Raw genomic sequence first — 23,424 nt, forward strand, 5'->3', positions numbered from 1 at the left:
TGGGTAGTTGTCTCTGTCGGTTTCCTGGTTCAGGCGCCGGTCCCGAAGTAACGCCTGAACTCCGCCACGATGGCGGACCAGTCGGCGTCGTGGGGGAAGCGGACCACGTCCCAGCCCTTGTCGAACAGCCGCTCCTCCGCCTCGCGGTCGCGTTCGGCGACCGAGGCGTGCTCGTGGACGGGGCCGTCGACGAAGACCGCGACGTTGACGCCGGGCAGCCGGTAGACGTAGTCGGGTCGGGCGCCCGCCTCGGCGACGAGGGTCTGCGCCTCGTCGGGCAGGCGCAGACCATGTTCCTTGAGCCAGGTGATGAGCTTGGCCTCCAGCGTGGTGTCCGATTGCGCGGTCAGCCGCGCCAGTTGCTCGGAGCGGGTCTCGCCCCGGCCGGTCGTGCGGGCCGTCGAACCCGCGATGCGGAGTAGCAGGTCACGCATCGAGTGGCGGTCGATGAGGGCGTGGTTGAACTGGTTGCCGTAGGTGAGCAGGCACTCGTAGCAGCCCTTGGCGCAGGGACGGTCGGGGTGCGGTCCACCGAGGTCGTTGCCGTTCGCGTCGAAGTGGCAGATGGCGAGGGCCTCCGCGGCGGCGCGGGCGAGCGCTCCGGGTTCGGACTGCATCAGGCGCAGCACGCCGGCGCCGCCCTCCGCGGCCTCGGTGAACAGCATCCGGTCGCGAGGGCCGTCGTCGGGTGGCAGCAGTTCGCTGCTCAGCTCGGAGTCCTCCAGCTCGAAGGCGGCCTCGATGCCGCGTTCCAGCGCGTACATGAGCGAGAGCGCGATCGGCTCGTCCAGCGGCTCGTCCAGCTTCACGACCAAGATGTTGCGGCTGTCCTGGACGTAGGGGATGACCCGCTTCTTGCGGCGCTTCTCGTTGCCGTCCGCGTCGATGACGGGCATCTCGCCGGAGTCGCCGGAGGCCTCACCGGCGTCGCGCTCGTTCATCCAGCGGCCGTCGGCGGGGTCGAGCCAGAAGCCGTCCGGCTCGTTCGGCTTGGCCCGCACCCGGCCGACGTTGGTGATGCGGACCCTCGCCGAGTCGCCGTAGGACAGGGTGGCGAGTTTGTCTCCGGCCTCGAAGACGAGGGCGTCCTGACGGCCGGAACGATCGCCGTGATCCTGGAAGCTGTAGGAGGTCACCAGCCGGAAACCGGCCCTGCGCCGCTCCTCCTCGTCGGAGGAGATCCGCTCGCGACGCCTGGTGTAGACGGTGTGCAGCTGAAGCAGCCCGTAGGTGGTCTCGCCGAGCGGTTCCTTGCACATCTTGCAGCGGTCGTCACGGTCCTGGCTGTCGTGGTGGTAGCCGCACCCCGCGCACCTGCGGGCACTGCTGGTGACGACGTCGCCCGTCGCGTCCGGCGGCAGCTGGATGCGGGTGACCTGGTAGCGGGCTCCCTCGTGGTAGATGAGGGCTCCTGGCCCGAACTCGCGGATGGCGAGGAAGCGGGGACGCTGCAGGTAGTCGCCGTCGCCGAACCGGGACCCGGTCGTGGGGATGTAGGCGGCGAGCGGCAGGCGCGGGAAGGAGTAGCCGGGCAGGAAGCCCTCTCCGGCGAGGTAGCGGTAAGGGTTGAAGTCGGAGAGCACCGACTTGCTGTCCGCGCTCTCGTTCTTGAGGAGGTTGAGCTGGGTCTCGGCCTCCCTGCGGCGCCCGACGGCGATCTTGCGGTCGCGCTCGGAGAGGGTGTGGTCCAGGACCCGCCGGTTCTGCTCGGCCTGGTCGACCAGGGCCGCCCTGAACAGGCCGCGCCAGCGGTCGAACGCCCGGTCGAACTCCTTCGGAGCCAGGCGGATCGCTGTCTCGATCCACTGCTCGTCCCACCAGGTGGTGGCCGCGAAGTCGGTGAGCAGTCCGCCGAAGACCTTCTGCGCGGCCTTCAGCGCACGCTCCTGCGCGGCGGCGTCGCGCAGGGCCTCGTCGATGTGGTCCTGCAGGATGAGCGCGGGGTTGGGGATCCGGGCGTCCTCGGGGTAGCCGATGTCGATGATGTTGGGAATGGCGTTGCCCAGTTTGAGCCCGGCCTCGGCGAGCCAGATGGCCTGGACGTGCGAACGGACCAGGTCCTCGTTGGCGAGGTCGAGGCGGGGTGGGGCGACGGCTCCGGCGACCATGCGTTCGGAGCGGCGGAAGTAGTACTGGTCGTGGCTGTTTCCGGTCGCGCAGTAGGTGGTGACGAGCGCGGGCTGCCCGGACCGGCCCGCCCGGCCGCTGCGCTGCGCGTAGTTGGCCGGGGTCGGCGGCACGTTGCGCATCATCACGGCGTTGAGCTCGGAGATGTCGACGCCGAGCTCCATCGTCGGCGAGCAGTAGAGCAGCTTCAACTCGGCCTTGCGGAAGGCCTCCTCACGCTTCTCCCGCTCCAGGGGAGTGACCTGGGCGGTGTGCTCGCGGGCGACGAGGCCGCCGAGGGCACCGGCCGTCTCCTTGTAGAGGTCGCGGAAGAAGGCGTTGACCCTGGGACCGTCACCGCTGGCGTAGGTGCGGGTCAGCGGGTCGTGGGTGCCGGCCTCCCCCGTCCCCGCCCGCCAGATGAGGGCTGCGGCGGAGATGCGGTAGCCGGTGACGGCCGGGCCTGAGCCGCCCCGGAAACGGCCCGCGCGCTGCGGGGTCGTGACACTCTCCCTGACCAGTCCTGCCTTGGCGAGCACCTTCAGCAACTCCACGATGATCAGCTGGGCGTCGTCGACCGGCAGAGCCTGGCCGAAGTGCACCCGCCGCAGGTACTTGCCGAACTTGCCCCGTCCGGACAGGAACAGACCTGAGCGGTCCAGGCCTGGCCTGGAGCCCTGCGGGTAAGCGGTGCCGACCTTGGGTCGGTCGCTCGCGGCGAGCACCCAGGGGTCGACGAGGCGCTCCTCGCTGGCGCGCTGGAGGGTGTCGAAGTCCTCGCGGAAGTGCTGCACGTCGATGGCGAGGGCCCGGCGCATCTCGTCGAGCAGTGCCCGCATGATCTCGACACGCTGACCCGGGGTCGCCTCACGCAGCTTCCGGTGGGTCCCGGACCACCGATCCTGCTGCTCGGCGAGCCACTGCAAGTCCGCGTAGTCGATCTCCAGCAGGCCGGTCTGCTCCAGGTTGGGCATGGTGATGCGCCAGCCGCGTTCGAGATCCAGGTAGAGGCGGAAGGCGACGACGTCCTGAAAGGTCTTCGCGGCGTTGCGCGCCATCGAAGGGGGCAGATCCGCGCTGCCCGCGTAGTCGGCGACCTCCAGGCCCAGGGCGACCGAGACGCGGGAGGCGAGCTCCTCGTGGTTGACGCCTTCCTCCCCCGCCTCGACGGCCGCGCGGTAGAGGGCGCCGCGCAACTGGGTGATCTGGACGAAGTCATTGAAATGACCGGCCTGTAGGGAGGCGTCCTGCCGGTTGTCGACGAAGGTGAGCAGCTTGCGGGCCGCTTTTTTGAGCGCCTCGGTGGGGACCTCCTTGAGCGAGCGGACAATGGAGGCGGAGACGAGGGAGGTCGCCGAGGAGCGGCCCTCCTGGTCGAGGGTCGCGAGCTTGGCGAAGTCCTTCCCCCTGACCTGCTCGTAACTCACCCCGCAGTGCATGCAGAAGAGGAACGGCGAGGGGACGAAGGCCGCCTTCAGCTCGCCCTGGCCCTCGACCCCGTACGCGTCGACGGTGACGGCTCTGGGCAGCCGCAACCGGTATGAGGCGCGCACGACTTCTTGGCCCCGCTCGTCGATCTCCAGCCAGGACTCGGGCAACCGGCGGTCGGCGATGACGTCCTCCGGCGTGCTCGGCCAGGGCCGGTCGGAGTCGATGTAGAGGTAGCCGTCCCCTGCGGGGCCACCGGTGGCGGCGGTGTCGCGGCGCGGCTCGTAGACGACGCGACCGTCCTTCTCGGTGCGCCACACGGTCGGGTACTCCTGGCCGCACTCGCGGCAGAAAGCGAGCGGCAGCAGGATTTTGCCGCCCGAGCCGGGCTGGACGATCTGGTAGTCGCGCGTCAGGTGACGAGTTGACGTGTCCTCAAGGGTGACGTAGACGGTGTCTCCCTTGGAGAGGAACTGGTGCAGCCGGAAGGCGAACAGCGGGCGCTCGGTGACGGGGTTCCTCGCCTCGGAACCGGCCTCCAGCGTGCGGCGGATCGCCCGTGCGCACTCGGCCACGGTCAGCTCACTGTCTCCGGCGAGTTCGAGGGCCGCTTCCTCGATCTTGGCGGGTCTCTGCCGGACCAGGTGTCCCGTCTCGTCCGTGGTGAGACCGAAGCGGGTCTCGATCCAGCGGGCGAGAGGGTCCTTCACCAGGTCGGCGTAGGCGCGCGGGGCGCCAGGGGCTCGGAGGCGCTCGACCGGAACCGTGTCGGGTGTCTCCTCGGTGGCGCGCACGAGGGTCTCACCGATGATGTTCTCGGGTCCCACCTCGATGCCGAAGAGAGTGGTGGCGACGCGGCCGACGGCCGTTCGCTGGTCTTCCGCGGTGCCCTCGCTGGACATGGTGGCGGAGGTGCCGATGCACTGCAGACGCGTCGCCTGGCAGGCCTCACGCACCCGGCGGATGAGCAGGGCCACGTCCGCGCCCTGGCGGCCTCGGTAGGTGTGCAGCTCGTCGAAGACGAGGAACTCAAGTCCCTTGGCCATCTTGATGAGAGAGCGCCGGTCACCCGGTCGGGTGAGCATCAGCTCCAGCATCACGTAGTTGGTGAGCAGGATGTCCGGCGGGTTGTCACGGATATTTTTGCGCTGCTCCTCGTTCTCCTGGCCGGTGTAGCGGGCGTAGGTGACCGGCTCGCGGCCGGGGCCGTAACCGTCGGAAAGATACTTCTTGAGCTCCTTGATCTGGCTGTTGGCCAGCGCGTTCATCGGGTAGACGATGATCGCGCGGACCCGCTTGCGCGCCTCGGGGCCCTCCCGTTCGCGGTCTCTCAGCACCTTGTCGACGATCGGCACGATGTAGGAGAGGGACTTTCCGGAGCCGGTTCCCGTGGTCAGCACGTAGGAAGCACCGGACCCGGCGGTGTCGATCGCCTCACGCTGGTGGCGGTGCAGGGTGAGCGGGCGGCCGTCGCACACCGTGCCGTCCTCGGTCTTCCCTGACTGGAAGATGCGCGCGCACTCCGGGTGCAGCACCCCTGCGGTCGCGAGTTCGAGGACGGTGCCGCCCGAGGCGAAGAACGGGTTCAGCGACAGCCAGGGGTCGGGCCACTGGGACTTGGCGTCCAGGTCGTTCTCGACGAAGGCCGCGATCCGCTCGTCGCGGATGACCGTGCCGCCCTCGGTGAACGAGCGGTAGTCCTTGATGAGCTTGCGATGCACCCCGAAGACGTCCATACCGGTCCCGGGCGTCTGGAGCTCGGGGGTGTCCGCGGGCTCGGTGGCCGGCCGGGAGAGGCGGCTCTGTGCGCGTAATTTCGCCAGGTGTCGCACCGGGTCGAGCTCATCCCAGCCGAGGACGCGCTCCTCCCCCACGGCGAACGGCAGCAGCGCCTCGCGGACGGTGACCGCGTCGGCGGGCCGGTCGGCCGGGTCTTTCGCGAGCAGGCGTTCGATGAGCCTCTCCAACTCCGCGGGAACGTCGGAGCGGAGCAGCCGTACCGGGGGCGGCGGCTCCTTGAGGTGTTTCTCGCCGAGTTTGTGCGCGGACTCGCTGTGGAACGGCGGGACACCGGTGAGGAGTTCGAACAGCATGCAACCGAGGGCGTACAGGTCGGCCGCCTGCGTCACCGTCGAGGCGAGGAACTGCTCGGGGGCCATGTAGCGTGCGGTGCCGACCGTGACACCGGTGCTCGTCACCTTGCCGCCCTCGATGTCGTCGAGGATCCGCCCCATGCCGAAGTCAAGGACCTTGACCACTCCACCGCGCAGCAGCATCACGTTGGCGGGCTTGAGGTCGCGGTGGATGACACCGGCGGTGTGCGCCGCGGACAGCCCGTCCGCGATCTGGGCGCCCAGCGCCGAGGCCCAGCCGATGGGCAGCTGCGGATGCTCGCTCACCAGGTCTTTCAGGGTCTCCCCTTCGAGAAACTCCATCGCGATGTAGGGCAGGCCGGTGGTGTCCACGCTGCCCGCGATGATCCGGGGAAGGTTGCGGTGGTCGAGCCTGCGCATGATGCGCATCTCACGGTCGAACCGCTGGACCGCCTTGTCGTCGGCGCGCGAGTCGATGATCGCGCCGGAGCGGTTGCGCAGAATCAGCTTCACCGCGACCACGCGGTTTCGGTCCTCCGCGTCCGCCTGGAGGTCCTCGGCGCGGTAGACCTCCCCCATGTTGCCCTTGCCCACGGCCTCCAGGAGACGGAAACGACTCGCCACCCGGTCCAGGTTCACAGGCACTCCTTGTTCTCCCCATGTTCTGAGCTGGAAGCGGATCCCAGCGACCGACCACGGGATCCAAGGCCGTGGTTAGGTAAAACCCCACTATGTCCGGCTAGAGTACACGATGTTTCTAAAACGAGACAGATTTTCTCTATTGACATAGTTAACAGGAACATAGTCTGTCTGTAGTCGAATGACTCCGCATCCAAAACGGGCGGGTCGATCACCGGACGGAACGGGAGTGGAGGCGATGATAAGGAAGCCGCGCGAAGGGACCGCATGCCCGTCATATCAGCGCCTGCAGGGGTGCGGGTTACGTTGCGCCTACCGATTGTTATGAACCCGGAGCCTCCTTTGGCCGTCATCCAGCCCAAAGGGTGGGGTCGTCACGATTGCCCCGCTCAGCGGGGTGACTGTGGCCTTGCCGACGCGCCAGGCCACCTCAAGGGCGTGGTGAGATTTGGAACCACTATGTCCCCATTTTAGTCACAGCCGAAAATGTGAACGCCAGCCAGGGCAGGCCGTGACCGGCGCCCGGCCCCCGGTCATCCGCGAGGCCCGACCAAACTCCCGTGAGGACTTCGGCGGTGCCACCAGCGAAAACTGGATCGGTCCATCCCGATGATCGTCTGCCCGCACCGGCACCGACCAACTGGAGCTTTCATGGCAGGTCTCAGGAAGACAAACATGGTCACCGTCATCCAGGGGGCGCTGGCAAGCGGGCCCATCGCGGCCGATGACCTGCTCACCGCGGTCCATCAGGCCGGACTGCGGCGAATCGACTCCGGGGTGCTTTGGGAAACCTGCAGCACCCACGGTCTCGCTGATCTTCGTGACGGTATGTGGGTGCCGCGAGGATGGGCACCCACGCCTGCCCTGCAGCCCCGCCCTCGGGAGGTTGTCGAGGAACGAGCCGCCGCGGAGGCGACCCAGCTGGCCATGTCGCTCGGGCTGCCCGCGCACGAACCTCTGCCGCCTGTCGGCCCCATGTCACCCGAGTGGCCCGAAACGGCCAGAAAAGCGGCGGCCGCGCTTCGTCACGAACTGACGGCCGTGTCCAAACGCCGAGTCCAGACCGATGTCCCGCTGATCGCAGCCGCGGGCACAGCAGTGCCCGGAAAGGGCCTGAGGCGTTTCGAGGCACAGGGCGAAATCGGCGCCTCCGAGGGCACGTCGGCCATACTGATCATCGATAATCAGCAGTTCCAGGTTGAGGTCGTATCGGTGTTCGGCAGCGTGGTCACGCTGTCGACACCACCCGACGCGCCAATGGCGACCGAGGCGACACTGCGCACGGACCTGTCCTGGTTGTTGACCGAACAGAGCAAGCGGCTGAACGAGCTGGTCGAGGGCGGACCCGGTTTCAACGCCGTAGCCGCCCTGGCCGCCGTGACACCACCCGAGACCGGACCTCCCGTACGCCTGGCGAAGCCGACCGGCCCCACGGACCTCAACCGGGGGCAGCAGACGGCGGTTCATCTCGCGCTCACGCCTGGCGTGACCTGGCTCTGGGGCCCGCCGGGCACCGGCAAGACGACAACGGTCGCTGCCCTGATCACCGAACTGTGCGCACGTGGGCAGCGGGTGCTGCTGGCGGCGCCGACCAACGCGGCTTTGGATGTGGCGATCCGGTCGCTGCTCAGGCGCCGGCCCGGCTTGGCCAACGGTGCGCTCGTCCGGATCGGCCAGCCCGCCGACCCGTCCTTGACCCGCCAAATCCTCGTCGACGAGATCGCCGCCACCCTGGGGGCTCCCCTGGCTCAGCACCGCGTCGAGAAAGGCCACCAGCTACGTGAATGCCGCGAAGACCTCAACGCGCTCAAGCAGCGAGAGCTAAACCAAGCCGAGGAGACCGAACGGCTGCGGTTGGAGACGCAGATCGCCGAGTTGCAGGCGCTCCTGCGTGAGCTGGACGGCAGGCTCAAGCAGGTCCGGCGCCAGATCTGCCGGGAGGCCACCGTGGTGGCTGCCACCGCTCACCAGCTCGCGCTGGAGACCCTCAAAAACCTCAGCTTCGACGTCGTTGTCCTCGACGAGGCGAGCATGACCACGGCCGCACTCGCCATGCTCGTCGCCGGAGCAGGCAGCGGGCACACCATCATCGCGGGCGATTTCCGACAGTTACCACCTGTGGTAATCGCCGACACCCCCGAAGCACAAGAATGGCTGCACCACAGCCCGTTCGAGAAAGCGGGCATCCCTGCAGCCATCTCGGAGCGCAAGGATCCACCTCGCCTGGCCGCCCTGACCGAGCAGTACCGCATGCGTCAGACCATCAGCGACGTCGTCAGCACCGCCTTCTACGGCAGCCGGCTTTCATCAGCGCCCGGTACGGCGAGCAGAACCGTCCACAGCCGGGCGTCATGGGCCAAGGCCGAGCTCGTCGTCATCGACACCACCTCCATGCGCAGCCGTACAGCACGCAGACAGGGCAGCCTGTCGCGCTACAACCTCGCACATGCCCAGCTGGCCGCCTCGCTCACCAGCGGCGCCACAGCGACAGCAGCGGACCTCGGCCTGATCACGCCCTTCGCGCCGCAGGCCCGGCTGCTGGAATCACTTCTGCCAGAAGATCACCTGGACGATTGGGCGGCCTCCACAGTCCACCGCTTCCAGGGAGGTGAAAGAGACATCGTCATCTACGACACTGTCGACACCGGTCGTGGCGTCTCGCCGCTCAACCGCTGGTTCACCGAGGGCCACGCCGGCAGCGAGGGTGCTCGCCTGCTCAATGTGGCGGCCAGCCGGGCGCGTGACCACTTCGTGGTGATCGGCGCGCTGAACGCCCTGCACCACCGGTCTGCCGCCTCCCATGACCCGGTGTGGACGTTCTTCGCCCGCCTTATCGACACCGCGGCATCAATGCCGTGGCAAGCGGCAATCTCTACCGGAATGACCGAACTCATCGATGAGGACCTCGTAGAACGGCTGCGGACCGACATCAAACGAGCCGCGACGGTCGACATGTGGCTGCCTCGCGGCTCCCTTCGCGCTCTGCCATCGCTCCTTCCCGAGCTCACCTCTATCTGTGGTGACAGCTCGGAAGCGGTGACGATCTGGGTGGAGCCGGAGCGGGACGGTTACCTGTCCGTCGAAGCCCTCCAAGCCCGGCGGGAGGGGGTCAACATCCGGCCTTGTCTGCCCATTCTCGAATCCAGTGCCATCGTCGGCGATGTCGTCTGGTCCTCATCGACATCTTTGCTTGGGATGGAACCGGGGCTCGTGCTCCGTACCGAGCACCGTGCCTTCGCCGATGCCGCGCGCCGAGCCCAGCGTCGACGCCCCGGCTCGGGAGCCCCGGGAAGCGGGCAACTTGGTGACGACTGCGGCCGCTGCCGCCGGATGCTGATCCGCTACGAACAAGACCGTCGCGGCAGAACTGGTCTCCGTTACGAATGTGCGGCATGTAAGGCATAGCACTGGATTCGCATCATCGAGAAATGTCGGTGATCGCGGTTACGGTCCCGATCATGACCAATGCGGTGCAGGCGTACGCGTACGCCGGACCCTCAACACTCACCGCCGGGCGGCTGGCCCTGTCCACCTCGGGCGGGCGTACGGCGCGCGGCCCGCTGAGCCATCCCCGGTTCTTCAGCGGCCTGCTGACCGAGGCCGCCCCCGCCGCGGCCGGGCTGCTCGCCGTCGCGAACGTGGCGCAGGCCCGTTACGACCGCCCGGCCCCGACCTTCTCCCGCGATCCGGTGGTGACCTGCAACGGCGACCGGCTCCGGTTCGAGTCGTTCTCCGCCTGCGGCGGCGTCTACGCCCGCCTCGACGTGCTGGAGCGCGCCCTCGACGGAGAGGTGGTCGACCTGGGCACCACCAACGTCGACGTCAACGGCCCGCTGCGCGAGGCGCTGGCCCGGGTCGGCGGCGCCGACCCCCTGCACCTGGGCGTCGGGCGGGACGAGCTGGCCGTCACCACGTTGGACGGCGCGGTGGTGGAGAAGAAGGTGCCGCTGCCCGAGCGGTGGCTGCGCGGCTTCGCCGAGGTCCAGCTCGTCACCGCGGGTTTCGACCTGCGGGCGGAGCTCACCGGCCCGGAGGCGGTGCGTTTCCTGCGTACGCTGCCCCGCCGGGTCGGCTCCGCCCTGTGGGCGGTGCCCTCGGGCCGCTCGCTGCGGCTGACCTCGGGTCCGGGCCCCGGCGCCGTCTGCCTGCCGGGGCCGGACCGGCTCGCGACGATGCTCACGCTGCTGCGCTTCGCCAGGACCCTGCGGCTGTACGGCCCGGCCCGCCCGGACACGGCCGTGGCGAGCGCGTGGGAGCTGGAGTTGCCCGGCATGCGCTACGTGCTCACCCTGTCTCCGGACAGCGGGCGCTCCTTCTCCACCGAGGGTGCCGTGCTCCGGACGCTGGCCTCCGACGACGCCGCGGACGACGCCGACCTGGTCGGCGCGCTGCTGGCCTTCGAACCGAGGGTGGAGCCCGACCTGCTGGCCGAGCGCTCCGGTCTCGACGCGCCCCGGGTACGGGCCGCGCTGACCCAGCTCGGCGCGGCCGGCCGGGTGGGCTACGACACCGCCGAGGCCGGCTACTTCCACCGCGAGCTGCCCTACGACCGCGACAGGGTCGCCGCGATGAACCCGCGCGCCAGGGCCGCCCGCGAGCTGGCCGACAGCGGGGCGGTACGGCTCGACGGATCCGGCCTCGCCCTGGTGACCTCCGGCGACCGGGTCCGCGAGGTGCGTGGCACCACCTGTACCTGCCCGTGGTGGGCCAGGCACCAAGGACAACGAGGGCCGTGCAAGCACGTGCTCGCCGTACAGATCACGAAGGGAGCCCAGGCGTGAGCGCGTGGGACGACGTACGCGACCTGATCGACAAGTGCGACGCCGACGGCGTCGCGGCGCTGGTCGTGACCCTGGACGACGCCGCCAGGCGCGAGGTCGCCAAACAGCTGCCCGGACATCTCAAGCACATCCGGCTGTATCTCGACTCCTGGCGCGGCGCCGGGGACCATGCCGAGGCGCTGCGCGCGGCGGGCACCGGTACGATCGCCGCCGCGGCCTCCGTCGCGTCCTGGCTCACCCGGCGCGGCCTGGTCGGCGCCGACGAGCGGGTCGACGACACCCGGCGGCTGCTCGACCTGGTCGGCACCCGCCCGCCCGCGTGGCAGGCCGACCTGGCGGCGCGGCTGGCGGGGAAACTCCGCGGGCGTGACCCGAGTTACGAGCTGACCGCGTCCCTGATCCACCGGACGGGCATCGAACCGCCGACCGACGACGGTTTCATCGTGAACTGGGTGTCGGCGGCACTCGGCCACCAGCGGATGGCCGACGTGCTGGCCGCCGACCCGCTGCTGGACACGCTCCTGCCGCGGATCTTCCACGCCCAGGGTGTCGGTGCGGCCCTGCAGTGGGAGGGCCGCCCCACCGGCGACACCTGGCTGGGCGGGCTTCACGCGCTGGCCACCGATGGCCGGGTCGACCGCGCCATGCTGCTGGACGGGTGCGTCGGCCGGTTCCTGCGCGGCGGCACCGCACTGGAGCTGCGCTTCTTCGCCCGCCTGCACCAGGCGCTCGAACCCACCCGCGCCGAGGTGGCGCCCCGGGCCCGCGACTACCTGCGGCTGCTGCCGTCCGCGCCCGGCACGGTCGCCGAACTGGCCCTGGGCCACCTGCGCGAGCTGCCCGCCGTATCCCCCGGCGACTTCGCCGAGGCCGTCGAGGCGCTGATGTACCGGCCGGAGAAGAAGCTCGTGCGCGCCGGTCTCTCCTGGCTCGACCGGTCCGTGCGGCTGACGCCCGAGTACGCAGAGGCGGCTACCGCCGCCCTGGTGTCGGCCTTCGCCCATGAGTCCTCCGACGTGCAGGAACGCGCCGTACGGCTCGCCGTCAAACACGCCGCGCACCTGGACCCGGCGCCGCTTCGCGACGCGGCAGCCGCGCTGCCCGCCGATCTGCGCGCGCGCCTCGGCGTCTCGGAGAAGCCGGGCGAGGAGGAGCCGGTCGAAGGGGAGAGGCCCGTCCTCCTGGTCGCCCCGGCACTCCCCCGGGTCGAGTTCCCGCCGCCCATCACCACGGCGGCCGAGCTCGGCGCGGAGTTCACCCGGCTCGCGGGCGACTCCTTCCACCATCCCGGCTGGCTGAACACCGAACGGTTGATGGCGGGGCTGGTCGAGCTCACCCACCGAGACCGCGAAGCCGTACGGGCGGCCCTGGCCACGGTGCCGGTCCGCACCTGGGAGCGGAGCGAGGACGACCCGCTGGCGTGGCTGTGGGCGGCCATGCGGGCCGTCGCCTCTCCCTCGACGTCGTCGCCCGCGCCCCGGCTTCCGGCCCGGTACCGGATCTCGGTGCCGCACCTGCTGATCCTGCGCCGGATGGCCGAACTCGTCACCGCGGCGCGGGCGGACGCCCTGCCGCCGGTGCTGCTCGCCACCCCGACGAGCGCCGACGGCCATGTCGACCCCGCCGAACTGCTCGCCCGGCTCGAACGGCTGGAAGCCGCGGACATGAACCCGGCGAGCGCCGATCTGCAGCAGGCGCTGTTGCGTATCCCCCGGCGGGTCGACGCCGACGTGGTCTCAAGGGCCGCCCGGCTCACCACTCCCGCCGGGCGGCTCGTGGCGCGATGGCTGTCCGGAGAGGGACTCGCCGATCCCGTCGTGACGGTCCGGTACGGCTACGCCGAGGGCGCCTCCCACCGCTGGTTCGACGAGGGGCAACCGCCGGAGTACCACTACGACCCGCGTGCGGCCTCGTTCGTCGCGGCCTCACCGGTCGGGCTCGACCTGGTCGACCCGCTGTGCCGCGATCCCGAGACCTCCATCCACCGCCTCGGCGGGTACATGAACTGGTGGGCCGGAGTCATGCCCTCCCATCGCGAGGTCGTCGCGGCCCACCTGCTGCCGTTCTTCAACTGGGAATGGTCCGAGCGCAGCCCCAGGCTGCCGATTCTTCAGGATCTCGCCCGCGCCGACGGCCCCCTCGGCTCCGCCTTCGCGGCCATGCTGGTCTTCCACCTGAACAACGAGGACCCCGCCGAGCGTACGGCGGCCCTGGATCTGCTCCTCGCCCTCGCCGCGGCCGGGGACCTGCCCGCCGCCGACCTGGGAGACCAGCTAGGTCACCTGGTCAAGAACGGCATGGTGACGCTGAGCCGCGTCATTCCCTCACTGACCGAGGCGGAACGGGCGGGCGCGGGCGCCCAGGTGTGGCAGGCCGTCACGGCCGCTCTTCCCCGCGTACTGCCCGCCGACGGTGAGCGACCGCCCAGCGGCCTGGCCGACCTCATCGCGCTCGGCGTCAGGACCGCCCCACCCGGCGACACCACGCCGATCCCCGGACTGGCCGCGGTCGCCGCACGCGGCGGGTCGAGCCGGATGGTCCGCGAGGCACTTCGCCTTACCCGGCTGCTCCCCGCCCGACGAGAGCCGCTCCCTGCCCGACGAGACCCGACGAGACCCGAGGAGATGTGACGAGACCGGAGACCTGACGGTCGAGCCCCCGCCGTACCCGAGAGCCCGCGCTCCGGGGAGGGCGTACCGGCGGCTCGGTCGTCAGGGGTTCAGCATCCGCCGACCGGGCACCGTGCGAGCGGGCCGGTTCGCAGGGTGCCCGGCGCGGACCAGGGGTCGTTCACCCCTTGCCGCCGTTGTTCTTCCGGCCGGTCATGAAGGCCACCCCCAGGCCGGCGCCGATGGCGATCCCGATACCGATGCCCATGGCCACGTTGCCGAGCGCGACTCCCAGACCGGCGCCGATGGCGACGCCGAAGGCGACGCCAAGGGAGAGTCCGGTGGCGGCCTTCGACGCGTCGTCTGGTTTCTCATTCATGTGCTCTCGCTTCCCCTGCTTCTGTGAAACATGTGCTTACTTAGGCCGACATCTTGGTACATCGGCCGTCTTTGAAATCTAAGGTCTTCCCGGCCACATCGCGGGCCGGAAAGCGGGCGGGGGACGCGCCGTCCTGGTGGAAGCATCGGTTGTGGGCTACCGTACTTGACGTGATCGTCAAGTCTGAGACCCTCGGCAGCCGAGGGCGGCGCACCCGGGCGGCGCTCGTCCAGGCCGGGCGGGAGGCGTTCGAGGAGCGGGGGTACGACGCCGTGCGCGTCGACGACGTCTGCGCCCGCGCCGGGGTCTCGCACGGCACCTTCTACACCTACTTCGGCTCGCGCGAGGAGCTGTTCCGCGAGGTGGCGGCGGCCGTGGTGGGCGAGATGTTCACCGCCAGCGTGGTCGGACCCGCCGCCCCCGGCGACCCGTACGCCCGCATCGAGGCCGCCAACCTGCTCTACCTGCGCGCCTGGGCCGCCAACTCCCGGCTGGTACGGATGCTGGAGCAGGTCGCGGTCGCCGACGAGAGCTTCCGGGGCCTCCTGCTGGAGCTGCGCGAGGTCTTCGTGCGGCGGGGCGCGGAGGGGTTGCGGCGCCTGCAGGAGCAGGGACTGGCCGACCCGTCGCTGGACCCTCGGCTGACCGCCGTGATGCTGGGCGGGATGGTCGAGCACTTCGCCCACGTCTGGCTGGACCTCGGCGAGCACGCCGACGAGCGGACCGCCGTCGCGATGCTCTCCACGTTCTGGGGCCGGGCCATCGGCCTGACACCCGCTCCCGCGTGGGGTCCCGTTCCGGCACAAGCACAAACACAGGCACAGGCACGAACGCCAACGCCAACGCCGACGCCGACGCCGACGCCGACGCCGACGCCGACGAGCCGGGTCGTCGATGTGACGTCCGTGTCAACCCAGGGAGCGGGTTCATGAGCCGCCTGGACACCTCCGGTGAGGACTACCGGGCGCGGCGCGAGGCGATGCTCGCCAAACTGGCGGAGCTCGACGCCGAGCAGGCGAAGGCGGTGGCGGGCGGCGGCGGGAAGTACGCCGACCGGCACCGCGCGCGGGGCAAGCTCCTGGCCAGGGAGCGGATCGAGCTGCTCGTCGACCCCGACTCGGCGTTCCTGGAGCTCTCGCCGCTGGCGGCCTGGGGCAGCGACTTCCCCGTCGGGGCGAGCGTGGTCACCGGGATCGGGGTCGTCGAGGGCGTCGAATGCGTGCTCGTCGCCAACGACCCCACCGTGCGGGGCGGCTCGTCCAACCCGTGGACGCTGCGCAAGACGCTCAGGGCGGCCGACATCGCCTTCGAGAACCGGCTGCCACTGATCAACCTGGTGGAGTCGGGCGGGGCCGACCTGCCGACCCAGAAGGAGATCTTCATCCCCGGCGGCCGGATCTTCCGCGACCTGACCCGCATGTCGGCGGCCGGGATCCCCACGATCGCCCTGGTCTTCGGCAACTCCACGGCCGGTGGGGCGTACGTGCCGGGGATGAGCGACCACGTGGTCATGGTCAGGGAGCGCGCGAAGGTCTTCCTCGGCGGGCCGCCGCTGGTCAAGATGGCCACCGGGGAGGAGTCCGACGACGAGTCGCTGGGCGGCGCCGAGATGCACGCCCGCGTCAGCGGCCTCGCCGACTACCTGGCCGCCGACGAGCACGACGCGCTGCGGATCGGGCGGCGGATCGTCAGGGGCCTGAACCGGCGCGGGCCCGGCGTCTCCCCCGGCGTCGCGCGTGACCCGCTGTACGACGAGGACGAGCTGCTGGGCATCGTGCCGGAGGACCTGAGGATCCCGTTCGACCCGCGCGAGGTGATCGCGCGGGTGGTGGACGGCAGCGAGTTCGACGAGTTCAAGCCCCTGTACGGCGGGAGCCTGGTGACCGGGTGGGCCCGCCTGCACGGCCACCCGATCGGGATCCTGGCCAACGCCCGGGGCGTGCTGTTCAGCGAGGAGGCGCAGAAGGCGGCGCAGTTCATCCAGCTCGCCAACCGGGCCCGCACCCCGCTGGTCTTCCTGCAGAACACCACCGGCTACATGGTCGGCAAGGAGTACGAGCAGGGCGGCATCATCAAGCACGGCGCCATGATGATCAACGCGGTGTCCAACTCGTCCGTCCCGCACCTCACGATCGTGATGGGCGCCTCGTACGGTGCGGGCAACTACGGCATGTGCGGCAGGGCCTACGATCCCCGCTTCCTGTTCACCTGGCCCAGCGCCAAGTCGGCCGTGATGGGGCCCGCCCAGCTCGCCGGGGTGCTGTCCATCGTCGGCCGGGCCGCCGCCCAGGCGCGGGGCCAGGTCTACGACGAGGAGGGCGACGCGGCGATGCGGCAGCTGGTCGAGGCGCAGATCGAGGCCGAGTCGCTGCCGTTCTTCCTGTCGGGCCGCCTCTACGACGACGGCGTGATCGATCCCCGCGACACCCGGACGGTCCTGGGCCTGTGCCTGTCGGTTGTCGGCGACGCCATCGGCGACGCCGCCGTCCCGGAGCCCTCGGGCTTCGGCGTCTTCCGGATGTGACCGTGACCATGCCCACGCCCGTGCCCGTCCCGCCGATCCGCCGCCTGCTCGTTTCCAACCGGGGTGAGATCGCCCGCCGCGTCTTCCGTACCTGCCGCGACCTCGGCATCGAGACCATCGCGGTCTTCTCGGACGCCGACGCGGACGCGCCGCACGTGGCCGAGGCCGACCACGCCGTACGGCTGGCCGGTGTCAGGCCCGCGGACACCTACCTGTCGGTGGAGAAGATCATCGAGGCGGCCCGCGGGGCGGGGGCCGACGCGGTCCATCCCGGGTACGGCTTCCTGTCGGAGAACGCCGCCTTCGCGCGGGCCGTACCGGACGCCGGGCTGACCTGGGTCGGCCCTCCGGCCGAGGCCGTCGCCGCGATGGGCTCCAAGATCGAGGCCAAGGCGCTGATGGCCGAGGCGGGGGTCCCGGTGCTGCCGGGCCTCGTCGCGGGGCCCGGTGACTCGACGGACGACCTGGACGCCGTGCTCACCCGGATGGCCGTCCCGCTGCTGGTGAAGGCGTCGGCCGGTGGCGGCGGGCGCGGGATGCGCGTCGTGCGGTCGGCCGACGACCTGGCGGAGGCGGTCGAGTCGGCGCGCGGGGAGGCCGCGTCGGCGTTCGGGGACGGCACGGTGTTCGTCGAGCCCCTGCTGGAGGGCGCCCGGCACATCGAGGTGCAGATCCTGGCCGACGGGCACGGGACGGTGTGGGCGCTGGGCGAGCGGGAGTGCTCGATCCAGCGGCGGCACCAGAAGGTGGTCGAGGAGACCCCGTCCCCGGCGATCTCCCCGCCGCTGCGGGCGCGGCTGCTCGACGCAGCGGTCACGGCCGCGCGGGCCATCGGGTACGTCGGCGCCGGGACCGTCGAGTTCCTCGTCCGGGACGAGACGATCGCCTTCCTGGAGATGAACACCCGCCTGCAGGTGGAGCACCCGGTGACCGAGTGCGTCTACGGCCTCGACCTCGTCGAGTGGCAGCTGCGGATCGCCGAGGGCGCCCGGCTCCCCGCGTCGCCGCCCGAGCCGTCCGGGCACGCCGTCGAGGTGCGCCTCTACGCCGAGGACCCGGCCCGCGACTGGCTTCCGCAGAGCGGCGTCCTGCACCGCTTCGAGATTTCCGGGGTGGACTCCCGCTTCGCGCCCGTTCCCGGCCGGCGGTACGGCCTGCGGCTGGACTCCGGCGTCGAGGACGGCTCGGAGATCGGCGTCCACTACGACCCGATGCTCGCCAAGGTCGTCTCGTACGGCGCGAGCCGCCCCGACGCCGTGCGCAGGCTGGCCGCCGCGCTGGCGGGCGCGAGGATCCACGGCCTCGTCACCAACCGGGACCTGCTGGTCGAGGTCCTGCGCCATCCGGCGTTCCTGGCCGGGGACACCCACACCGGCTTCCTGGAGGAGCACGGGCTCACCGGGGTCCCCGGCGCTCACCCGGGACGGCCGGGGGTCGCGCGCCTGTCCGCCCTCGCCGCCGCGCTCGCGGGGGCGGCGGCCAACCGGGCGGCGGCGACCGTGCAGGCGGGACTGCCGAGCGGGTGGCGCAACGTGGTGTCGCGGCCGCAGCGCGCCGTCTTCGCGGAGGCGGAGATCTCGTACCGGATCACCAGGGACGGCCTACGGGCCGAGGGGTTTCCCGATACGGTCCTGGTCGGCGCGACGCCCTCGCTCGTGGTGCTGGAGACCTCGGGCGTGCGGCACCGGTTCGCCGTCGCCCGCTACGACGGCGTGACGCACGTGGACTCCCCCCTCGGTTCCGTACGGCTCACCCCGCTGGCCCGCCTGCCGGAACCGGTGGAACACGTGCCGCCCGGCTCCCTGGTGGCGCCCATGCCCGGTACGGTGCTGCGGGTCGACGTCGAACCCGGCGAGGCCGTCGGGGCGGGGCGGGTGGTCGTGGTGCTCGAGGCCATGAAGATGGAGCACCGGATCGCCGCGCCCGCGCCGGGCACGGTGGCGGCGGTGAACGTGACGCCGGGCCGCCAGGTCGAGGCGGGGGCCGTGCTGGCCGTGATCGAGGAGCGGACGTGACCTTCCCTCCGGGTTCCCCGGGGACCGGGGGTTTCGAGGACGGAGGGACCGAGATGAAGAGCGACGGGGGCTGGCCGGTGGAACGCCTGGTGCGCAGGGAGGTGTCCGGCGGGGTGGCGACGATCACCCTCGACTCCCCCCGCAACCGCAACGCGCTGTCGGTGCGGCTGCTGGGCGACCTGGAGGACCGGCTCAACTGGGCGCTGGCCGAGGAGAGCGTCCGGGTGATCGTGCTCACCGGGACCGGGCCCGTGTTCTGCGCGGGCGCCGACCTGAAGGAGCAGCGGGTCGCGCCGGGCGGCGCGCACGAGGCGCCGGTGACCGCGTCGTTCCCGGAGATCATGAGCCTGATCTGGGAGAGCCCGAAGCCGGTCGTCTGCAGGCTGAACGGTACGGCGCGGGCCGGGGGGCTCGGCCTGGTGGCGGCCTGCGACTTCGCGATAGCCCCGGACTCGGCGTCGTTCGCGTTCAGCGAGGTGCGGCTCGGCGTGGTGCCCGCGATGATCTCGGTGACCGTGCTGCGGCGGCTCGACCCGCGCGCCGCCGCCGAGTACCTGCTCACCGGCGAGACGTTCGACGCGGCCCGCGCCAGGGAGATCGGGCTGCTCACCCGCGCCGTGCCCGAGGAGGAGCTGGACGCGACGGTCGCCCACTACACCGGCATGCTGCTGCGCGGCGGCCCCGAGGCGCTCGCCCTCACCAAGCAGCTGGTGCGGACCGTGCCCGAGCTGAGCGTCGAGGAGGGCATGCGCCAGATGGCCGAGCTGTCCGCGCGGCGCTTCACCTCCGCCGAGGGGCAGGAGGGGATCGCCGCCTTCATGGAGAAGCGTCCCGCGTCGTGGATCCCCGCGCCGGGAGCGAGCTGATGCCGCCGTACGGCGAACCGGGGAACGGAGTCGGGCCGACGACACGCGACGGAACCTCGCCGCGCGGGCCGGTCCGCACGATCCGCGCGACGCGCGCGCCGGTCCGCACGATCCGCGCGGCGCGCGCGCCGGTCCTCGCGGCGTGCGGCGACGCGTCCGGGACGTCCCGCCCAGAGGAGGGCTGATGCTTCGCGTCGCCAACTGCTCCGGCTTCTACGGGGACCGGCTGTCGGCCGCCAGGGAGATGGTGGAGGGCGGCCCGATCGACGTGCTCACCGGCGACTGGCTCGCCGAGCTGACCATGCTGATCCTGGCCGGGAACCGGCTGAAGGGCCGTCCCGGCTACGCGCCGACCTTCCTGAGGCAGCTGGAGGAGGTCCTCGGGACGTGCCTGGATCGGGGCGTCAGGATCGTCTCCAACGCGGGCGGGCTGGACCCGGCCGGGTGCGCCGAGGCGGTGGCCGAGCTGGCGGGACGCCTCGGGCTGCCGGTGAGGGTCGCCCACGTCACCGGCGACGACCTCACCGGACGTGACCTGGGCGGCGCCCTCAACGCGGACACCGGTGAGCCGCTGCCCGCGCCCGCTCTGACCGCCAACGCCTACCTGGGGGGACGCCCGATCGCCGCCGCCCTGTCGGCGGGGGCGGACGTGGTGGTGACCGGCCGCGTCACGGACGCCGCCCTGGTCACCGGGCCGGGAATCTGGCGGTACGGCTGGGGGCCCGGCGATCTCGACGCGCTGGCCGGTTCGGTGGTCGCCGGGCACGTCATCGAGTGCGGCTGCCAGGCGACCGGCGGCAACTACGCGTTCTTCGGCGAGGTCCCCGACCCGGCGCGCTGCGGGTTCCCGCTGGTGGAGCTGGCGGCCGACGGCTCCAGCGTGGTCACCAAGCACCCGGGGACCGGGGGGCTGGTCTCGGTGGGCACGGTCACCGCGCAGCTCCTGTACGAGATCGGGTCGCCTCGCTACCTCGGCCCCGACGTGGTCGCGCGCTTCGACACGATCCGGCTGGAGCAGGAGGGTCCCGACCGGGTCCGTGTCTCGGGGGTGCGCGGCGAGGCGCCCCCGGACACGCTCAAGGTCGCCGTCAACTACCTGGCGGGCTACCGCAACACCATGACGCTCGTCCTGACCGGGCTGGACATCGAGGCCAAGGCCCGGCTCGCCGAGGAGGCCATCTGGTCCCGGGTGCCGAAGGAGTCGTTCGACGAGGTCCACGTGGAGCTCACCCCGCTCGCCGGGACCGCCCTGCTGCGCGTCACCGTGATGGACGCCGACCGGCGGAGGGCGGGACGCGCCTTCTCCTCGGCCGTGGTCGAGACGGGCCTGGCGAGCTACCCCGGCTTCTACGGCCTCACCCCTCCCGGTGACGCCTCGCCGTACGGGGTCTACTGGCCCACGCTCGTCCCGGCGGACACGGTGCGGGCCCGCGTCTGGCTCGACGGCCGCGAGCTCCCCGACGTACCCGACGCGACCGCCGTGTCCGGCGCACACGGCGTACCCGGCACACGCGACGTACCCGCCGCGCCCGGCGTAATCGGCGCGCCGGAGGTGACGGTCGCGCGGGTCACGGGCGGCGGCGAGACCGTTCGGGTCGCGCTGGGCGCGATCGCGGGCGCCCGCTCGGGGGACAAGGGCGGCAACGCCAACCTGGGGGTCTGGGTTCGCACGGCGGAGCAGTTCGGGTGGCTGGAGGGCTATCTGACGGTCGAACGCCTGACGGAGCTCCTGCCGTTCACCGGCGGCCTGCGGGTCGAGCGTTTCGAACTGCCCAACCTGCTCGCCCTCAACTTCGTCGTCCACGGCCTCCTCGGCAGGGGCGTGGCCGCGAGTCCCCGTCTCGACGCCCAGGCCAAGGCACTCGGCGAGGAACTCCGCGCCGGGCTCGCCGACATCCCGCGGCACCTTCTCCGACCCCGCCCGTACGACCTCTGATCCCGCCCGTACGACGGCACCCGCGCCGTCCCCTGGTCTCACCGGGGAGGCGGCCCCATCCCTTTTGGTCAGGTGAGGGGAGGCGGTCTCATCGGCGCAGGCCCGCCAGGGTCACCGAGAGCAGGCGTTCGGCCCGGTCGAGCCCGCCGGGCAGCTCACTCGCGGCGAGCGCGACGCCGGTGACGAGCTGGAACAGGTCCTCAATGTCGACGTCCGGACGCGTCCGGCCCTCCCGCTGGGCCCGCAGCAGGAGACCCGTCGCCGCCGAGCGCATCGCCGCGTGGCAGTCGAAGCCGAGCTCGGCCCCGCCAAGCGTCATCGAGGCGGACATTCCTCGGTCGGTGAGAGCGTGGGCGAGCACGTCCCGCGACCACAGGGCCAGCGCCTCGTCCGGTGAGGTGTGGGCGAGCAGGTCCGCCGCCCTCGCGCACAGCGTCTCGACCCGGTCCCGGAACACGGCCGCCAGGAGCACCTGCCGCGTGGGGAAGTGACGGTAGAGCGTTCCCGGTCCCACCCCGGCCCGGCGCGCGATCTCGTTGAGAGACGCCTCGGGCCCCTGTTCGGCGATCACGGCCCTGGCGGTCGTCAGCAGGTGTTCACGGTTGCGACGCGCGTCGACCCGCATCGATACCCCCCAGGTCCTCAAACCGGTTTGCAAGCGGAGAACTTCTCCGTATTATACGGTCAGATTATCCGGAGACCCTCTCCGGATATTTCCCGCAGAGAGGCTCCCGAATGAACGACGACACCAACGACCTCGGACGCGTCGGGATCTGGACGTTCGCCTTCGACGACCAGCCCGCGGAGAGGGTCCGCGAGGCCGCGGCGGAGATCGAGGAGCTCGGCTACGGCGCCCTGTGGTTCGGTGAGGGGTTCGGCCGCGACAGCGTGAGCCAGGCCTGGTTGCTGCTCTCCGCCACCCGGCGGCTGGTCGTGGGGGCGGGCATCGCCAACATCGCCCTGCGCGACCCCATCACCATGGCCGCGGCCGAGCGCGCGCTCAACGAGGCACACCCCGGCCGCTACCTCCTCGGCCTCGGCGGGCACCGGGTCTCCGACACCCCCATCGAGATGGACGGCTACAGCATCCCCAGCCTCGGCCGGGCCGTGCACACGATGGGCGCCTACCTCGACGCGATGGACGCCATCCCGCTGGGCTCCCCCGCGCCGGGGAAGCCCCCTCGGCGCGTCCTCGCCGCGCTCGGGCCGCGGATGCTGGCCCTGGCCGCCGAACGGACCCTCGGCGCCCACCCCTACTTCGTGCCCGTGGAGCACACCCACCGGGCGAGAGAGATCATGGGCCCCGGCGCCTTCCTCGCGGTCGAGCAGGCCGTCGTGCTGGACACCGATCTCACGAGAGCCCGCGAGGTCGCCAGGGGACACCTGGGCCCGTACTTCGGGGCCGCCGCACACCAGACCGCCAACCTTCGCCGTCTGGGCTTCGGCGACGACGACCTGGCGGACGGCGGGAGCGACCGCCTGGTCGACGCGATCGTCGCCTACGGGGACGCCGACGTCATCGCCGAGCGCGTCCGGGCCCACCTGGACGCGGGCGCGGACCACGTGTGCCTCCAGGTCCTGACCGCCACCCCCACGGCGCTCCCGATGCGCGAGTGGCGCGAACTGTCCGCCCTGGCCACGACCGGCTGACCGTTACGCGTCGATTGAAACCTTCATGCAACCTTCCAAAATCTAGGATTGCACGCAATTGCTCCACAAGTGCGGTTCGGGGAAGGATTCAATCATGCGTCTCCGTTTTCTTGGCTCCACCTCCGAGGCGGGGGCCTGTCCCTCCCTCTACGAGACCGACCGCGGGACCGTCGTGGTGCAGGGTCTCCGGGTGACCGACACGGAGGCGCTGGCCGACCTGCGCCACGTCCTGGACGGCGAAACCGCCGTCGAGGTACCGCGTGAGCTTCTCGCAGACATCGCGCGCCGAGTACTTTCTGTAAATATTGGTCACGATTAGGAGTGCTCTCTGGCTTGATCCACATGCTCGGGTCTAGCGTCGTGCGCACCATGCGGGAGGCGACGTGAGCACGCGGAGA

General features: G+C 71.1%; 13 protein-coding genes. 10 read left to right on the plus strand and 3 right to left on the minus strand.

Features of this window, described 5'->3' with window-relative positions:
* Window positions 1-29 precede the first annotated feature (29 nt).
* On the minus strand, window positions 30-6,266 hold the full coding sequence (locus ABD817_RS34745; protein WP_344922622.1) for a protein kinase domain-containing protein: 6,237 nt from the start codon (window positions 6,264-6,266) through the stop codon (window positions 30-32).
* 675 nt (window positions 6,267-6,941) lie between these two features.
* Between ABD817_RS34745 and ABD817_RS34750 the strand changes: the two genes are divergently transcribed.
* Genes ABD817_RS34750 through ABD817_RS34760 form a run of 3 tightly spaced genes read left to right on the plus strand, consistent with a single transcriptional unit; the run spans window position 6,942 to window position 13,677 of the window.
* Window positions 6,942-9,671, plus strand: coding sequence for a DEAD/DEAH box helicase (locus ABD817_RS34750; protein WP_344922624.1), 2,730 nt, complete (start codon window positions 6,942-6,944; stop codon window positions 9,669-9,671).
* A 53-nt stretch (window positions 9,672-9,724) separates the two neighbouring features.
* Complete coding sequence (locus ABD817_RS34755; RefSeq protein ID WP_344922626.1) at window positions 9,725-11,047, plus strand: SWIM zinc finger family protein; 1,323 nt, start codon at window positions 9,725-9,727, stop codon at window positions 11,045-11,047.
* Window positions 11,044-13,677: a DUF7824 domain-containing protein gene (locus tag ABD817_RS34760; protein WP_344922628.1), complete on the plus strand. Its 2,634-nt coding sequence runs from the start codon at window positions 11,044-11,046 to the stop codon at window positions 13,675-13,677. Before ABD817_RS34755 ends, ABD817_RS34760 begins: the two co-directional genes overlap by 4 nt.
* A 160-nt stretch (window positions 13,678-13,837) precedes the next feature.
* Here ABD817_RS34760 and ABD817_RS34765 read toward each other — a convergent pair whose 3' ends face one another.
* A complete protein-coding gene (locus ABD817_RS34765) occupies window positions 13,838-14,035 on the minus strand; it encodes a hypothetical protein (protein WP_344922630.1) in 198 nt (65 codons plus the stop codon).
* 170 nt (window positions 14,036-14,205) lie between these two features.
* On the opposite strand from ABD817_RS34765, the gene ABD817_RS34770 reads away from it, so the two are divergent.
* The 5 genes from ABD817_RS34770 to ABD817_RS34790 all read left to right on the plus strand — a co-directional run bounded on the left by ABD817_RS34770 (window position 14,206) and on the right by ABD817_RS34790 (window position 21,376).
* Entirely contained in the window at window positions 14,206-14,967 is a 762-nt protein-coding gene (locus ABD817_RS34770; protein ID WP_344922631.1) for a TetR/AcrR family transcriptional regulator, read from the plus strand.
* The gene (locus ABD817_RS34775; RefSeq protein ID WP_344922633.1) at window positions 14,964-16,559 is read left to right on the plus strand and encodes an acyl-CoA carboxylase subunit beta; all 1,596 of its coding nucleotides are present in this window, start codon (window positions 14,964-14,966) and stop codon (window positions 16,557-16,559) included. Before ABD817_RS34770 ends, ABD817_RS34775 begins: the two co-directional genes overlap by 4 nt.
* Window positions 16,560-16,567: 8 nt before the next feature.
* Complete coding sequence (locus ABD817_RS34780) at window positions 16,568-18,574, plus strand: acetyl/propionyl/methylcrotonyl-CoA carboxylase subunit alpha (RefSeq protein WP_344922756.1); 2,007 nt, start codon at window positions 16,568-16,570, stop codon at window positions 18,572-18,574.
* 53 nt (window positions 18,575-18,627) lie between these two features.
* Entirely contained in the window at window positions 18,628-19,440 is an 813-nt protein-coding gene (locus tag ABD817_RS34785; protein WP_344922635.1) for an enoyl-CoA hydratase-related protein, read from the plus strand.
* Window positions 19,441-19,624: 184 nt separating this feature from the next.
* Window positions 19,625-21,376 carry an acyclic terpene utilization AtuA family protein gene (locus tag ABD817_RS34790; protein ID WP_344922637.1) on the plus strand — a complete coding sequence of 584 codons (1,752 nt, stop codon included), beginning with the start codon at window positions 19,625-19,627 and terminating at the stop codon, window positions 21,374-21,376.
* An 88-nt stretch (window positions 21,377-21,464) separates the two neighbouring features.
* Here the strand turns inward: ABD817_RS34790 and ABD817_RS34795 are convergent, their stop codons facing one another.
* Entirely contained in the window at window positions 21,465-22,001 is a 537-nt protein-coding gene (locus ABD817_RS34795) for a TetR/AcrR family transcriptional regulator (RefSeq protein WP_344922639.1), read from the minus strand.
* A gap of 110 nt (window positions 22,002-22,111) precedes the next feature.
* Here ABD817_RS34795 and ABD817_RS34800 point away from each other — a divergent pair, with 110 nt between their 5' ends.
* Entirely contained in the window at window positions 22,112-23,026 is a 915-nt protein-coding gene (locus ABD817_RS34800) for a TIGR03620 family F420-dependent LLM class oxidoreductase (protein WP_344922641.1), read from the plus strand.
* Window positions 23,027-23,120: 94 nt separating this feature from the next.
* Window positions 23,121-23,345 (plus strand): hypothetical protein, encoded by a 225-nt coding sequence (locus ABD817_RS34805; RefSeq protein ID WP_344922643.1) that lies wholly within the window; start codon window positions 23,121-23,123, stop codon window positions 23,343-23,345.
* Window positions 23,346-23,424: the final 79 nt, after the last annotated feature.

This window comes from Streptosporangium oxazolinicum (assembly GCF_039537505.1).
Taxonomy (GTDB): Bacteria; Actinomycetota; Actinomycetes; order Streptosporangiales; family Streptosporangiaceae; genus Streptosporangium; species Streptosporangium oxazolinicum.